Source organism: Leptolyngbya sp. FACHB-1624, from assembly GCF_047649235.1.
Classification (GTDB): Bacteria; Cyanobacteriota; Cyanobacteriia; order Leptolyngbyales; family Leptolyngbyaceae; genus Leptolyngbya; species Leptolyngbya boryana.
The window spans coordinates 5,858,522-5,874,121 of sequence record NZ_CP180258.1 but is presented as its reverse complement, the minus strand read 5'-3'; the positions used below and the strand labels follow the sequence as shown (position 1 = coordinate 5,874,121).

Annotated in this window: 15 protein-coding genes; 6 read left to right on the top strand and 9 right to left on the bottom strand. The window is 46.9% G+C overall.

Annotation, left to right across the window (positions count from 1 at the left end; genetic code table 11):
* The first annotated feature begins 65 nt into the window (after positions 1–65).
* The gene (locus tag ACMUEV_RS28025; protein ID WP_242045016.1) at positions 66–1,475 is read left to right on the top strand and encodes a filamentous hemagglutinin N-terminal domain-containing protein; all 1,410 of its coding nucleotides are present in this window, start codon (positions 66–68) and stop codon (positions 1,473–1,475) included.
* Between the two features lie 3 nt (positions 1,476–1,478).
* Here the strand turns inward: ACMUEV_RS28025 and ACMUEV_RS28020 are convergent, their stop codons facing one another.
* The gene (locus ACMUEV_RS28020) at positions 1,479–2,612 is read right to left on the bottom strand and encodes an ISAs1 family transposase (RefSeq protein ID WP_415354710.1); all 1,134 of its coding nucleotides are present in this window, start codon (positions 2,610–2,612) and stop codon (positions 1,479–1,481) included.
* A 102-nt stretch (positions 2,613–2,714) separates the two neighbouring features.
* Here ACMUEV_RS28020 and ACMUEV_RS28015 point away from each other — a divergent pair, with 102 nt between their 5' ends.
* Positions 2,715–3,995, top strand: a complete 1,281-nt coding sequence (locus ACMUEV_RS28015; protein ID WP_190651579.1) for a beta strand repeat-containing protein — start codon at positions 2,715–2,717, stop codon at positions 3,993–3,995.
* 215 nt (positions 3,996–4,210) lie between these two features.
* Positions 4,211–4,714 carry a universal stress protein gene (locus tag ACMUEV_RS28010; protein ID WP_017285879.1) on the top strand — a complete coding sequence of 168 codons (504 nt, stop codon included), beginning with the start codon at positions 4,211–4,213 and terminating at the stop codon, positions 4,712–4,714.
* Here ACMUEV_RS28010 and ACMUEV_RS28005 read toward each other — a convergent pair.
* From ACMUEV_RS28005 to ACMUEV_RS27995, 3 genes are all read right to left on the bottom strand, one after another.
* Positions 4,678–5,502, bottom strand: coding sequence for a tetratricopeptide repeat protein (locus ACMUEV_RS28005; RefSeq protein WP_017285880.1), 825 nt, complete (start codon positions 5,500–5,502; stop codon positions 4,678–4,680). The genes ACMUEV_RS28010 and ACMUEV_RS28005 overlap by 37 nt on opposite strands.
* A 9-nt stretch (positions 5,503–5,511) precedes the next feature.
* Positions 5,512–6,348: a tetratricopeptide repeat protein gene (locus ACMUEV_RS28000; protein ID WP_190651577.1), complete on the bottom strand. Its 837-nt coding sequence runs from the start codon at positions 6,346–6,348 to the stop codon at positions 5,512–5,514.
* A gap of 116 nt (positions 6,349–6,464) precedes the next feature.
* On the bottom strand, positions 6,465–7,205 hold the full coding sequence (locus ACMUEV_RS27995; protein WP_190651575.1) for a DUF2993 domain-containing protein: 741 nt from the start codon (positions 7,203–7,205) through the stop codon (positions 6,465–6,467).
* An 87-nt stretch (positions 7,206–7,292) separates the two neighbouring features.
* On the opposite strand from ACMUEV_RS27995, the gene ACMUEV_RS27990 reads away from it, so the two are divergent.
* A complete protein-coding gene (locus ACMUEV_RS27990) occupies positions 7,293–7,913 on the top strand; it encodes an acetoacetate decarboxylase family protein (protein ID WP_190651573.1) in 621 nt (206 codons plus the stop codon).
* Between the two features lie 148 nt (positions 7,914–8,061).
* Positions 8,062–9,477, top strand: coding sequence for a glycosyltransferase (locus tag ACMUEV_RS27985; RefSeq protein ID WP_190651571.1), 1,416 nt, complete (start codon positions 8,062–8,064; stop codon positions 9,475–9,477).
* Positions 9,478–9,606: 129 nt separating this feature from the next.
* Here ACMUEV_RS27985 and ACMUEV_RS27980 read toward each other — a convergent pair whose 3' ends face one another.
* On the bottom strand, positions 9,607–10,689 hold the full coding sequence (locus ACMUEV_RS27980; RefSeq protein WP_017285885.1) for a Gfo/Idh/MocA family protein: 1,083 nt from the start codon (positions 10,687–10,689) through the stop codon (positions 9,607–9,609).
* Between the two features lie 461 nt (positions 10,690–11,150).
* Here ACMUEV_RS27980 and ACMUEV_RS27975 point away from each other — a divergent pair, with 461 nt between their 5' ends.
* Complete coding sequence (locus tag ACMUEV_RS27975) at positions 11,151–11,507, top strand: ArsR/SmtB family transcription factor (RefSeq protein WP_017285886.1); 357 nt, start codon at positions 11,151–11,153, stop codon at positions 11,505–11,507.
* A 3-nt stretch (positions 11,508–11,510) separates the two neighbouring features.
* Here the strand turns inward: ACMUEV_RS27975 and ACMUEV_RS27970 are convergent, their stop codons facing one another.
* The 4 genes from ACMUEV_RS27970 to ACMUEV_RS27955 all read right to left on the bottom strand — a co-directional run bounded on the left by ACMUEV_RS27970 (position 11,511) and on the right by ACMUEV_RS27955 (position 15,590).
* Complete coding sequence (locus ACMUEV_RS27970) at positions 11,511–12,170, bottom strand: GerMN domain-containing protein (RefSeq protein WP_017285887.1); 660 nt, start codon at positions 12,168–12,170, stop codon at positions 11,511–11,513.
* Between the two features lie 106 nt (positions 12,171–12,276).
* On the bottom strand, positions 12,277–13,053 hold the full coding sequence (locus tag ACMUEV_RS27965) for a DUF2993 domain-containing protein (protein WP_190651570.1): 777 nt from the start codon (positions 13,051–13,053) through the stop codon (positions 12,277–12,279).
* Positions 13,054–13,057: 4 nt separating this feature from the next.
* Positions 13,058–13,546: a GNAT family N-acetyltransferase gene (locus ACMUEV_RS27960; RefSeq protein WP_268182574.1), complete on the bottom strand. Its 489-nt coding sequence runs from the start codon at positions 13,544–13,546 to the stop codon at positions 13,058–13,060.
* A 235-nt stretch (positions 13,547–13,781) separates the two neighbouring features.
* Positions 13,782–15,590 carry a proline--tRNA ligase gene (locus tag ACMUEV_RS27955; protein WP_190651566.1) on the bottom strand — a complete coding sequence of 603 codons (1,809 nt, stop codon included), beginning with the start codon at positions 15,588–15,590 and terminating at the stop codon, positions 13,782–13,784.
* Positions 15,591–15,600: the final 10 nt, after the last annotated feature.

Sequence of the window (15,600 nt, the reverse complement as noted above, 5' to 3'; positions counted from 1 at the left end):
AAGATGATGTTTTTTGAAGCACGGGCACTCTACGTTTGACATTCCAAAATTCAAGGTTAAACGTTATGAAGCAGGCTGTAGTTGGATTAATGTGGGTTGGACTCAGTACCATCGCTCTTGGATATACCGACCATGTTCTCAGAATGGATCGAGTTGATGCTCAAGTCATTCCCGACAACACCCTAGCAACGACAGTTCAAACTCCGAACAATCTTGCCTTCACGATTGAGGGAGGCACACGTTCTGGCAACAATCTCTTTCATAGTTTCAGCCAGTTCTCATTACCCACGGGTGGTTCAGCAGGTTTCAACAATGCCTTAGATGTGCAGAATATTTTTGCACGCGTCACGGGGGGAACTGCATCCAACATCAATGGACTGATTCAAGCCAATGGTTCTGCTAGCTTATTTTTGTTGAATCCCAGTGGCATTTTATTTGGACCAAATGCATCACTGAATCTGGGAGGGTCATTTGTCGGAACGACAGCTAGTAGCGTTAAATTTGCGGATGGTACAGAATTTAGCGCGGTTAATTCTGGAACGCCTTTACTGACGATCAGCGCACCCATAGGCTTGCAGATGGGGGCAAACGCAGGCCCCATTCAAGTACAGGGTGCTGCCACGGCCAATCCTTCATTCCGACCACCTACCCTGGCAGTAGCTCCGATGCAAACCTTAGCACTGGTGGGTGGTCAGATCGATTTGAGTAGTGCAACGATATCTGCCCCTGGAGGACGAATCGAACTGTGGGCCTTGCGAAATGGACAGATCGCAACCAACACCCAGTCGTGGCAATTAGCCAGCCCAGCAACAGCAGCGACTTGGGGCACTATTACTCTACAACAAGCTGCCTTGGTCGATGCTAGTGGAATGACTGCTGGGGGAGGCATCAATGTGCGAGGACGGGGATTGACCTTGCAAGAGAGTTCAAACATGACATCTTTTACCTTCTCTGGAGAAGGACAGGATATTACAGTTAACACGATGGAGTTTGTTGATCTTTTAGGTGCAACAGATTCTAATTTTCCCTTTGGATTCGATGGGATTTCCACTTCGGTGGGCAATTCATTTGGTATTGTTGCGCTGCCTGGGCCGACTGCCACTGGACGAGCGGGCAATGTAACCGTTGAAACGGGACGGTTACAAATCGCTAATTCGGCTACTCTGCGATCGGCCACTGCGGGGAATCACTCTAGCTCCGGGAATGTGACGGTTCGGGCGACTGATGTGGAGATGCGAGGATTTGAAACTTTACCCACATTGACTGCAACTACGATTATGAGTGTGATTGTGGCTGGAAACAATAATCAGAGTGGTCAGGTCACGGTTGAGGCAGATCGGGTACGTCTTCTGGGCGGTAGCCGTATCGCAGGTAGTGTAATCGGGGGCAATGGCAAAGCTGGAGACATTATCATTCGGGCTGCCGAGAGTTTGGAGATGCAGGGAACCACCTTTAGTGGTAGGGCAAACGCATGAAAATTATTGAGACAGGATTTTGAGAAGATAACCATCATCCCATCCCGCCTTTTTTCGTTTCGCTGCAATGCCTGCCTTCGTCGTTTTGTCTTGTCCTAATAAGTTGAGCGCAATGTGACGCAACAGGGAAAAGTTTTGCGGTGCGTAATCCTTGCGGATACGGCAAGCATCTTCATCAAAAGCAACGTCTAACACCCAGTGCAAATGGTTTTCCACCGTCCAATGGGTGCGGATGGCAGCTAAGAGTTTCGCCGCGTCTGGGTCGAGACTACTGATGTAGTAGTGCGTTTCGCTGCTCGTTTGTCCCTCAATTTTGCGTTCGCGCTGAAGCATTACTACGGTCTTCAGTCCTTTCCACTGCGGCTTCTGCACCAAATAATCCAGTTCTGCGTCTGCCAACGTCCAGCACCGCCGAATCTCAATGCGTCCGTGTCCTTTGTCTATCGTTTGCACAAAGTCATGCGCGACATCTTGGAATTGCACGGCTTGAGCTTGCTCAAATAACCACTGCACATCTTCAAACAATCCACCCTGATTGCCTTTGAGAGCAAGCACATAGTCTGCACCGCGCTCAATGATTGTCGCAGCGATCTCTTTCTGTGTCCCCATCGCATCAATCGTGACGATACAGCCTTCGAGAGCTAGGACTTCTAGCAATTCTGGAATTGCTGTAATCTCATTCGACTTTGCATCGACTTTCTGTTGTCCTAACACCAAGCGATTCTCACTTGCCCAAGCACTCACCATATGAATCGCACCTTTGCCGTTGGCAGTATCATAAGAGTGGCGCACCTTCTTGCCATCAATGGCGATGACTTCGCCCTTACTCAAGGTGCTAATGGCACGAATCCAACCCAGAAAACATTGCTGCATCGCTTCTGGGTCAAGTCGAGCCAACACCCGCGCAAATGTATCATGCGACGGAATGCCGTTCGGCAACTTCAGAAAACTGCTCAACCACGATTGTTTCGATTGCCCATACAGTTCGATATCCACCCAACTCTCTGCCCCACAGATGACGGCACAAATCGTGATTGTGATGATGTCGATAAGTAAATGATCTTTGCCACGCTCATCGCGAGGGTCTGCCAAATCAGCAAAGTGCGTGAGAATCCGCGCATCCGTAGGTTGAGTCATGAGCAGTGTCTCTCAAGCGGGTTACACTGCTTTTAGCCTACGTCACTTTTTTCTTGCGTTTGCCCTACCTTTAGTGGCCTATCTAGTTCAGTTCTCACGACCTTGGAAGCAGGATCATCTGGACAAGGGGGGAATATTTTAATTGACACAGGACTTTTAAAACTATCTCAGGGTGGAGCCATTGCTAGTGAAGTCGCAGGTTCTCAAATCAACCCATTCTTTGGTGCCTTACCAGGTGCACAAGGCACAGCCGGAAGCATTGATATTCGAGCTAGGGAGGTACAAGTTAGCGATCCAATCGTGGATGGATATAGCCAAACGCTCACAGGAATTACTACTTCCCTTGGCAATGGGGCAAGGGGGACAGGCGGAACTATCCATCTGACAGCGGACAGTCTGCGCGTCTTTAATGGAGGACAAATCAGTGCATCTAGCCAGGGGCAAGGTGCAGCCGGAAATGTGAACTTGAACGTGAACTCGATCGATGTTCAGGGGGGAGCCCTGTCTCAAATCAATGGTCAATATTTGCCCAGTACCATTACAGCCTCTTCCTCCTCCTCGGCTGCCGCAGGCTCAGTCAACATTACTGCAAATTCTGTTGCCGTTCGTGACGCTGCCCAAGTTACTGTTAGTAATACCGGAACCGGCGATGCAGGCAACCTCAATATCAATGCGGGGACTGTCTTTCTTAACAATGGTGCGAGTCTGCAAGCCAAGGTCAATGGTGGTAATCAAGGCAATATCTGGCTGCAAGCCCGTGATTTGCTACTGCTCCGGCAAGGTAGTCAAATTGTTACGAGTGCTACAGGAACTTCGACTGGCGGAAACATTACCATTGATGCACCCATTATCGTGGGATTAGAAAATAGTGACATTATTGCCAATGCGGTAGAAGGTCGTGGAGGGAATATCCAGATTACGACTCAAGGCATTATTGGGCTGAAATATCGCGATCGCTTAACCCTAGAAAACGACATCACCGCAAGCTCTGAATTCGGCGTGAATGGTACTGTTGATGTCAACAATGTAGGAGTTGACCCGAACTCTGGCTTAGTCGAGCTATCCACCACACTCATCGATTCAAACCAACAAGTCGCCGCTGCCTGTTCCGGCACTGAAGGGAGTAGTTTTGTGATTACAGGACGAGGCGGGATTCCTCAAAATCCAACTCAAGAAGTCAGCCACAATCGTTCCTGGAATGATATGCGTGATCTCTCGGCTTTTCACAAATCCGCGATCGCTCAAGCTCCCACGTCAACTCCAACGATCGTGCAAGCCACAGATTGGTATCGCAATCCCCAAACAGGCAAAGTGGAGTTAACAGCCGTAAGACCTCTCCTATCCAATGCGATCGCGACTTGTGCAACTACACCCAACTCCTGAAGCTGTTCAAGTTCCGCTTAAATGATGAGGATTGTCGTACTCTTGTTTGGCTCAAAAATCATCCCGGTTGTGGTCAGCATCGATCGAATATTAAGAAGCGAAAACACCCAGCGGCAATACCAAGCTAGGCATTTTATACTGTTAGTAGCAAAGACTGATCAACTCCTCTTCAAAGCCAGTTCAATGCCTTTGCCTACAACATTTAGGAGAATCGTATGTTCCACAAGATTTTAGTCGCGCTGGATCACTCTGATTCGAGTCAAGCCGTATTTGAGAGAGCGGTCGAGCTTGCCAAAACAAATCATGCTGAATTGATGTTACTGCATATTATCAGCCCGATCGACGAAGGTGTGCCAACTCCTGTTTATCCAATGCCCGATGGTCTCTATCCGATGCACCATGAGGCTTTACTTCAATCTTCAGCCCAGCTCTTTTCCCAAGTTGAACAAGCTGGATTGGACATGTTACGGGCACGAGATGCCGCTGCAACTGCGGCTGGAGTCCGGTGTGAATTTACACAACATGTCGGTGATCCGGGCACATCTATTTGTGAGATCGCGCAAACTTGGAACGCGGATCTAATTGTGGTGGGACGTAGAGGCAGATCAGGACTAAGTGAATTCTTTTTAGGCAGTGTCAGTAATCATGTCATGCACCATGCACGATGCTCAGTGCTCATTGTTCAAGAAGCCTTGGTTCCAGCTTCTAGCAATGCCTGAAATTGCGAACGGTTGTGTAAAAAGTTGAAAATCGGATCTGTAGCAGCAAGGTTGCGATAGATTGAAGCTGAAAGCTCGATCGCGTGGGTTAAATTCTCGATCGTTGCTTCTGCATCTCGCTTGAGTGCATAGCAACAACCCATACCATACCAGGCACTGGCACTCCGAGAATTAATTTTCACGGCATTCTCAAAACTTGCGATCGCTTCCGGGATTCGATTTAACTTTCCAAGCACTTGCCCTCGATAATTCCAGATGTAGTCTGAGACGGGCTTGATCTTCAGTGCAATGTCTAAATTCGTTAAAGCCGCCTCATGCTCATTGAGAGATGACAACGCGATCGCTCGGTTGTACCAAGCTTTGTAATTTTGTGGTTTCAAAGCAATGACTTGATCAAAACTGGCGATCGCATCTTGGTAGCGATACAAATTCATCAGCGTTTTGCCATGATTTTGCCAACTGCGATAATCATCTGGCGTAAATTTCAAGGCTTGATTAAAGCTTGTCAAAGCTTCTTCATATTGTCCGATTCGACCTAATGAAATTCCGCGTCCTTGCCATGCCAAAGCCATGCGAGGGCGAAGTGTAATCACACGTTCAAAAGTTGAGATCGCCTCTTCATAGCGACCTAACTTTTCTAGTGCATAACCCCGACACAACAGCGCATTCGGATGATCAGGATCGATCGCTAAGATTTGCTCAAATCTCGCATACTGTTTTCCATATCGACCGAGCAGAGATAGCGATCGTCCTGCATTGCGATACCGAATTTCATCAGAGGGAAGCATGGGCAGAATTTACGACTCGCGAGGCGCACGAAAGCTCAGCAACGATAGAAATCGATTATCTCGACGCAATGCAGCAAAGTCAGCATTGCTCTGAGCTAAATCGCGATATTCATCAGGATTGAGTTCGATTGCACGTCGCAGATGTTCATAAGCAAGGTCAGACTTGCCCTGAAGTGCGTAACAGCAGGCTTTGTTGTACCAGATCGTGGCAGAATCTGGTTTGAGCGCAAGCGCACGATCGTAGCTTTCGATCGCATCGTCAATGTTGCCCATGTGGTAGAGTGCGTTGCCGCGATTTGTCCAGGATTCCTCGAAGTCAGGTTTGAGTTCGAGCGCCCGATCGTAGCTGGCTACGACTCGTTCTAATTGACCCAGTTTTCGTAAGGCGAGTCCACGACTGTACCAAGCCCAGTAATAGTCCGGCTTGAATTCAATCGCGCGATCGTAGCTATTGACCGCTTCTTCATAACGCTCCATGTTCCGAAGCGAAATGCCTCGGTTGTACCACGCCCAGTGATAATCAGCGCGGTACTTGATCGCATTGTCGTAACTATAGATCGCTTCTTGATAGCGTCCTAATTCATCTAAAGCATTGCCGCGATTGTTCCAGGCTTCAGGGAAACCCGGTTGGTATTCAATCGCTTGAGAGTAGCTGTCGATCGCTTGCTCGAATCGTCCTAAATGGTAAAGCGAGTTGCCCCGGTTGTACCAAGCATCCGGATAGTCAGGCTTTATATTTAGTGCGGCTTCATAGCTCGCGATCGCGGCTTCGTAGGCTTTCTGTTTATTGAGATATAACCCCTTCTGAAAGAAGAGCGTTACTTCAACGTCTTGAGCTTGGCTCATCACCCAATTCCGTCTTATACACGTTCCTTGTTAAGGTTCCCAGAAGATGTGCTAGGAATCACAAACGTTATGAAAATTGATAAGGCGAAATCGAGAGAAAATGGGTGTGATTTTAATTACAAATCGGGAACTTTTCGCGCGTGAATTTCAAGCTCAGTTGTTAAGACTTTATTTTTAATTTCTAATGCTTTACATCGAAATGCAATGCCTTCGATTTCATAGTAGGGCCGATTGAGAATTGATTCCATCCATTGCAGAAGTGCAATCATAAAGGGAATAGATTGCCCAGCATTTGGGGTACAACAGAATGTCTCTAATCGAACAGGACTTGTCTCAGCACGTGGGCAAATAATGCAGGTGAATGCTAAGGTCTGCGGTTGCTTCGCACGCTTAATCTCTACAGTTCCCGTAAACCGCAGCTTATTATCACTTAAGAGGCGAATCGCCGAGGGAGGCAATAATTCAAGGGTAATAATTTCGCGATCGACGGTTAATTCAATGGGTTTTAATAAAGACTTTCCATACTCTGAATTCATATTTTGATTCAGATCTTGTTCAGAGAGAGTTAGCCGGATTTCACTATCAATTGGCTCACTTAATCGGATTTTTCCTAATAACATACTGAGCGGATCAATTGAAATTTGATCCGTCTTGACTTCCAATTCTTGGACTTGAATTTCATCTTTAACAAAATCGCGCGCCTGAATTGAAACGTCATTGATTTCGCCTTGAAAGAGCTTACCTAGATTCGTTCTCATCGAAACTGCTATTTTTCTGAATTCATCGAGTTGAGTTGCCAAAACTAGCTTTGTAAATTCCGCAAAAATATTCTCTTCAGTTCGCGATCGCTCAGACATAGCTTTTTTAAATTTAATTCCTCACTAATCTAGATTTCTTGCTGATAAAACATCTCTACATTTTGGAAGAAACTCTGGAGATCTCATATGAATTATCCCCTTGCCCCTTGGATTCTCAAAGGTTACGGCTTTTTGACGCTGCATCTAGTTGATGTTGTCCAAGCAGAAAAATGCATCCCAACTGATCTCGAAATTGTTCAAGTCTTACCTGGAAAAACGATCGGCGGCATTGTGCTCGGAAAATATGAACCTGGCTCAACTTTGACGTATGGAGAACTCATTGTTGTACCCGCTTTAGTTCGCCAAGGCGGAAATATCGGAGCTTGGATTTCGCATATTTATGTTGATGATTTGAATTCAATCGCAGGAGGACATAAGATTTGGGGTTTGCCGAAAGAAGAAGCACAATTTGTCTGGCAATCGAACGGAGGTGCAATGGTCAAACAAGGCGATCGCATTCTGTGCGATTTCACGCCAACCTGGCAGTTCAATCTTTGGCGACAGCGGGGACAATTCGGAACTTATTCCAGTCTGGAACAGCTTGCAAGGTTTGAGAGCGAAGCGATCGCCAATTTATCACTGATTTCTGCTCGACTCGATATTCCAGCATCTAGCCCATTTGCTCACATGATCAGAACTCAGCCCTGGCTTGCCCTGCGTGCCGAATCTCTGGAACTTACCGTCGCGGCTCCGAAGCGAGTCGGGTAATCCGAATCACGAACCCCTAGAAGAAAACGCTGAAATTCGGCGATCGCAAGGTAAGCTGTCAGAGTACGAAAGTTGAAGAAAAGGTTACAGAAATTAAAGTAACCTGAATTTTCAACTTCACTTTATTGGGTGTTAGACATCACAACCTATGTCGGAGAATTCTTGGCAAGAAAACGAGCTTGAATCGCTGGCAGCACTGTTATCAGAACTGCCCGAAGAACCCAACGGGTCTAAAGAGCCGGATACGTTTCGCGGTTTTCAAGGACGTAGGAAAAAAGCAGCGATTGTCTTTGCTGCCATTTGGAGTGGCACGATCGCGCTGCACTTAGTGACCTGGGGTTACTGGTTTGTGTTGGGCGTGACGACCCTAATGAGTATTCATGCAATGCGCTTGATGCTTGCCCGCCCAAATGCCTTCGCAAAGCCTCTTGAAGATGATGATCTATTTCCTACAGTTTCGCTGATGGTTGCGGCAAAGAATGAGGAAGCTGTGATCGGGCGCTTGGTCAAAATGCTGTGTGAGTTGAATTATCCGCGCGATCGCTACGAAGTTTGGGTAATTGACGATAACAGCACTGATAAAACGCCTGAAGTGCTCGACCATTTAACGACTCAATATCCCCAACTGAAAGTTTTCAATCGTCCTGAAAACTCAAGTGGCGGAAAATCTGGCGCATTAAATCAAGTTTTTCCACTCACTTCGGGTGAATTCTTAGTCGTGTTTGATGCCGATGCTCAAGTCGAGCCAGATTTCTTGCGTCGAGTTATCCCCGTTTTTGAGCGAGGAGATATCGGCGCGATCCAAGTGAGAAAAGCGATCATTCAGGCTGAACCGCAATTTCACTCCAACGAGGCGGAGAATTTCTGGATCCAAGGACAAATGGCAGAAATGGCATTGGATGCGTTTATTCAGCAGCAGAGAGCCGCGATCGGAGGATTAGGTGAACTGCGCGGAAATGGACAACTCGTTCGTCGAGAAGCTTTGCTCGACTGTGGGGGGTGGAACGAAGAAACAATCACAGACGATTTGGATTTGACATTCCGATTGCATTTGAGCGGCTGGGATATTGAAGTCGTGACAGAGCCAGCCGTTTACGAAGAAGGCGTGACAAACGCGATCGCGCTTTGGCATCAGCGAAATCGCTGGGCAGAAGGCGGCTATCAACGCTATCTCGATTACTGGCGACTGATTTTACGCAATCGCATGGGCAGTCGCAAAACAATCGATCTCGCGATGTTTTGGATGCTGCAATATGTGATGCCAACTGCAGCCATTCCCGATTTTCTCATGGCGGTTTTGCGCCATCGGATGATGCTGACGAGTCCGATTTCTGCGATGACGCTGTTCTTGTTCTTATTTAGTGCGATTGGTGGATTGCGTCGAGTTCAAAAACTGAAAAGTCAAGATGATATCTCAATCTTGACTCAGATCTTTCAAGGATTACGAGGTGCGGTTTATATGTTGCACTGGTTTGTCATTGTCTCAACTGCAACATTGAGAATGTCCATCCGTCAGAAGCGGCTGAAGTGGGTGAAGACTGTGCATCACGGTGCAGCAAACTGAATCTCACAAAACATTCTACAAAACAAACAAAAGAGGGTTAAACACTTCTAACCCTCTTAAACCTATTAATTTTTACAATCCCTGCGCCGATCTGGATTTGTCTGGATCGGCGCAAATTTTATGTCTCCCTCAAACCGCGATCGCGGCAGTATCGAGTTCAATTACCTTTGAGTCTGGCGAAGAATGCCACACTTTACCATCGAGTGCCATCTGCTCAATCAAACTCGCCAGTCTAAGTGCCTTCAATGCCTGAATTCCGCCAACTGAGGGAGCCATACCACCCCGGACACACTGGACAAAGTGCTCCAATTCAGCATGAAGCGGCTCGATATTGCTCGTTTTCACTTTCTCAATTAGACCGTCCTGGCAATATAAGACCTGTCCATAATCCGTCTTGTAATTCGAGGTCGTTTGACGGTGAATCAGAATCTCATTATTGAGAAAATCTGCTTCCGTCAGTGAATTCTTACAGTGGGCTGAAATTTGTCGAATCTTCCGATGGGTCACCTTACTCGCGGTCAGTGTTGCTACAATGCCATTGGCAAAGCCCAACGTCGCTGTCACATAATCCAACTGACCTGAATTCGAGGCACGCCCACCACTTGCGGTCAATTTCACGACCTTAGAATTTGCCAGTTCCAACAGCAAATCAATGTCGTGAATCATCAGATCCAAGACAACCGATACATCATTTGCACGATCGCTATAAGGACTCATCCGATGAGCTTCGAGCGCCAAAACCTCTTCAGTTTTCAGAACCTTACTGAGTTCTTGAAACGCGGGGTTAAATCGCTCAATATGTCCAACCTGCAGAATACACTGACATTCTGCTGCCGCATTCACAAGCGATTCTGCTTCGGCAATACTTGCTGCAATCGGCTTTTCAATTAAAACATGAACCCCTGCCTTCAGAGCCGCCATTCCGACCCCATGATGCAACCGTGTTGGTACGGCAATACAAACCGCATCGACATGATTCAACAAATCATGGTAGTCCTCAAAAAATCGGACACGATACTTGCTAGCCGTGTCCAACCCGCGTTCTACATTGATGTCCGAAACTCCGACCAGTTCAACATCTTTCAGCAGACTTAACACCCTGGTATGATGTTGTCCCATATTCCCGACACCAATCACGCCAATCCGCAAAGGTTCTGGCTGATTCCGGGATACACCAAACTGGGAATACCCAATTGGGATATTGTTTTGCACTCTTATTCCTCCTCCACCACCGAAATTGTGCTGATTAAACAGCCGTATAATCTCCTCAGACATCCAGATACTATCACAGCGACATTATTTATGAAGAATTCCAAAGTGCATGGTAAGTTCCCTTTTACAATAGTGCGCTGATTTTTTTAATTTCTACGCCCAGAGACGGAGTTTTGAATTGCTTGGTAGATCTGCGATCGAGAACTTCCCGCCCTTTATTAAGCGCTCCAATCGATTCAAAAGCATTCGATTAAATTGCTATGTCGCACTTTCTGACTTCCAAGTCTATTTGCATCAGGTTGAAAGCTACTCTGCGTGAAATTACGACATGTCATCTCTATAGATGCCGAGGTTTTTATGAAGTTTTCGCCAAAATTACGTAAGGCTCAGATGACTCTATTGCTATAGAGCATTATGACTGGCTAGAATCTGGGATCAAGTCATTCCGTTGTCAAATTGACATGAAATCTCCCGCACAACCTGTACCACCTGAAGTCGTGCAGCAAGTTTCTGATTATTTTAGTGTGTTAGGTGAACCGATGCGTCTTCGCATTCTCAATTTACTACGAGATGGCGAAAAATGCGTTCAGGATCTCGTTGAAGCGACTGATACGAGTCAAGCTAATGTTTCTAAGCATCTCAAGGTGATGCTGCAAGCGGGAATCTTAACTCGGCGATCGAAAGGGACGCTGGCATATTACAGCGTCGAAGACGATCTGATTTTCGAGTTATGTAATCTGGTCTGCGATCGCTTAGCGACTCGGATTGAACAGCAAGCTCAGTATTTCCGAGCCTTCAGCTTAGCCAGTCGTCGGTAGGATTTATTCCTGCTTCGTGCCTGTGTCTTGTTCAAACTGCGCTCGCGTCAAGGGTTGCTCAACGATTAGCCCTTCTCCCCCTAAAACTGTTAAAGGCTTTCCTTCAACCGATAAGAAGACCTTTGCTTTTGGGTTAAGGCTAGTTGTCGTATAGAGAATTTGAGCCAAGCGACCCGTCATCGACAAACTGCCCCCACCTGCAGTAAACGGTCTGGTCAGATCGACATAGATCGAATCTGCCTTGACCTTGAGACTGCGAAGCTGGGTTCCTTGGGGGATGCCAGTCATTAAATCTTGAGTCGGCGGATTGTTCAGAAGGTTATTCACCGCAGCTGTGAGTAAAACTTCTTGGCGATCGTCAGATTTCACTTTGATGGCAACTGGAACGAGTTCCATATCGGTTGCACTATCTTTGAGCCAGAAGACCTGCGCTGTTTTTTCAGTCGTTGGGGCTTGCGGCTTAATTTGATTTTGCGAAACTGATGGGACAGACGCAGCGGTTCGGGGATCTTGGGTCTGAGGCTGCTCTACAGCAACAGGAGTGGGTGCTTGTTTCTGGGCTTGTTGCCAAGTGAAAAATGCAGTTGCACTACCGGTCGCAACAACCAGCGTGGATAATCCAACTACGATTCCGAGTGGAAAACGGCGCGGATGCTCTTGCATGTGAGAAGTCCTCAACTAGGGCAGAAATTGCCAGGTCTGAGTCCTGACAGATTGTAGAAGTTCTACAGCTATGTTTAGCGCAATTTCGGATGTTTGACACAAACCGTTATTGTTTCCTTACGTCGGGTCGGATTTGTACAAAAGCCGCAATCTCTAAGTTGGAGGGATTGAGTACCAAAGTTAAAATTCGAGCGGTTGTATTGGACGCTTCCAATCGCCGCAGATCGAGACGATCGCGAATCAAATTGGCGATCGCTTCAGTGATTTGCTTTGGACTTTCTTGACCATTTGCCCAGATTCTCAAATCATTCAGTTGTAGCGATCGACCTGAAATAATTTGCGGTTGAGCCTCTGCGACGATTTTTAATTTAGCGGGATCACCTTGCTCTTGAAGTTCGATTGCAAATCGAGCGCGATTTTGTGGCAAAAGCGTGATTTGAGGATTGAGAAAATCGTAACGCTCAGCTTGTCGGGCTTGCGATCGCGTTAGCAATTGAAGACTCAAATTTTTAAGTCGAGCAGTCACCTGTGGAGATTGCAAGGCGCGATTGAGATCTTCCTGAGTGAGACTCACTCGAATTCCAGCCTGAAGCGGTTGCATCAGTTGGCGGCGTTTCAGGTTAAGTGCGATCGCATCGGTTTCCAGTTCAAATCGTTCAAGTCGCACTCCTTTTACAGGTACAATTCCGCGACCTGCGATGAGAATGCGATCGATTCTTCCTTGAGCAATTTGATAATTGGGCGCATTGTCCACTCGGACTTGAAGCTGGTCTGCGCTGACGAGTTGCTTGCGGATTTGAGATTCTGCAATGCGATCGACGACGACACCTGCTGGAGAGACTAATCCAAGCAAGCTAGAAAGCAAAATTGTGAAAAATTCCATGGATTCAGAGTAATTTTTGCATCACGTAATTCTTGAATTGCTCACCTCGACAATAGACTTCTTGTTCTCTCACAACTGAAAACCCCATTTTTTCAAAGAAAGGTCTTGCTGTGATGCTGGCTTCTGTGACGAGTTGTGTAAGATTTAGTGCGATCGCTTTTGCCTCAATTTCTTGATAAATTTGCTTTCCTACTCCACAGCGTTGATAGTTTTTGTGGCAGTAGAAACAGCCAATATGACCATTCGATTCGAGTTCACCAAAGCCAGCAATCACACCGTGATCATCAGCAACATAAGTGATTCGCTGTGAGCAGACTGCAACCCAATCTCTGAAGTAGATGTCATCCGGTGCCCAGGCTGCGACTTGAGACGGCGAATAATCACGACGATTAATTTCTCGAATCGTGTCATGAAACAGTTGTGCAATCTGTTCAGCGTCTCGTTCTTCAAACAATCGAATGTGCATCGCGGTTGCCTCTTTAGTCCAGTTCACTCCGTTTCGTCAAGCCTTCGACAAAGCTCAACGCAAACGCGCAAGAACAAAAATTTTTCGTGGGTTGAGCGAAGTCGAAACCTAATTCCAACGTCAGTTCGTTAACGTTTAGGCGTGAATTCCATTCACATCGGCACAAGAGCGAAATCTCTTATCCCGAATTCACGTTAATCCCACGAAAAATTTGAACTTTACCCATTTAACTGAGAACTTGCTGCTCAAAATTTGCTCAAAATTATGAATGCAGCGCTTCTGTCACCCATTGCTTCAGAGTTGGCACAACCTGATCGAGTGCAAGTTCCTGCACCGCCTTAGTCGCCCGTTGTACGACTTCGACCTTGCCATCTTTCAAAGATTTCCCGGTGACAATTCGATATGGAATTCCAATTAGTTCAGAATCCTTAAACTTCACGCCTGCCCGCTCATTGCGATCGTCTAACAATGTCTCAACGCCTGCCTGATTCAATTCTGCATATAGCTTCTCAGCAGCGCTGACTTGATCCGCATCATTGACATTGGGAATCACAACGACCGCGTGATAAGGCGCGATCGCAACCGGAAAAATAATGCCATCTTTGTCATAGGACTGCTCCACCGCAGCTTGCGCTAATCGCGAAACCCCAATCCCATAACAACCCATCACTAAAGGCATTTCCTCCCCTTGCTCGTTGGTGTAGGTCGCATTCATCGCCTGCGAGTACTTCGTTCCAAGTTGAAAAATATGCCCGATTTCAATACCTCTAGCGGTTTGCAGCGTTTGAGATGGATCGTGAACTGCGCGATCGCCTGCTTTCGCCTTCCGCACATCGACCACTAAAGCAGGTTTCTGGAATTCTTTCCCCCAGTTTGCGCCGACAACGTGATAGCCAGATTCATCTGCACCTGTGACAAAATTTTCTAAATCTGTCACCGTTTGATCCACGAATCGAACAAATTTCGATGCAATCTCTTTACTGGCCTTGATGTAATCATCCGCGATCGCGGGTGAGATATATCCCAATGGCAAAGATTTTGCTGCCCACTTCTGTTGAGCTTCCGCGTCGGGAACCGTCAGCGAAATCACAGTTTTGCCGCCAAACTGATCAGCAAGTTTGGTCAGTTCATTTTGCAGTTTCACATCATTGACATCTTGATCACCGCGCATGTGAACTAAGACCAATGCAGTGATGCCACTATCAAATACGGCTTGATAGAGAACATTTTTAACAACATTCGTAGGGGAGCATTTTAGAAACTTGCAAACCTTTTCGATCGTGTCTGTTCCTGGCGTTTCGCGTTTCTCATAACTGGAAAAAGGAGAGGTCACAACATCTGGCGGAAGCGCGATCGCTTTTTCCACGTTTGCTGCATATTTCCCATCTTCGGTGTAGAGAACTTCGTCTTCTCCGGCTTCTGCAAGCACCATAAATTCTTGTGACCCAGAACCCCCGATCGCGCCTGAATCCGCATCAACTGCCCGAAACTTCAAGCCTGTTCTAGTCAGAATCTTGCAGTAAGCCGTGTGCATTTTCTGATACGTCACTTTCATCCCTGCCTCATCTGCGTCAAATGAGTAGGCATCTTTCATAATGAATTCGCGCCCCCGCATTAACCCAAATCGAGGACGAATCTCATCACGGAACTTAGTTTGAATCTGATAAAGATTTTGAGGCAATTGACGATAGGAACGAATCATATCGCGTGCGATCGTCGTAATAACTTCCTCATGGGTCGGTCCCAAGCCCACTTCACGATCTTGACGATCGATGAGCGCGAACATAATTCCTTCAGCCTTGGTATATGTATCCCAACGCCCCGACTCTTTCCACAATTCCGACGGCTGCAACTGCGGTAACAGGCATTCTTGTGCGCCTGCTGCATTCATTTCCTCCCGCACAATCTGCGAGATCTTCTGTAACACCCGCCACATTAAAGGCAAATACGAATAGATGCCGCTGCCAATCCGCCGGATATACCCTGCTCGTACCAAAAGCTTATGACTGGGAATCTCGGCTTCCGCCGGATCTTCGCGCAGTGTTACAAATAGCATCTGAGATAGCCGCATCGATCGTGCC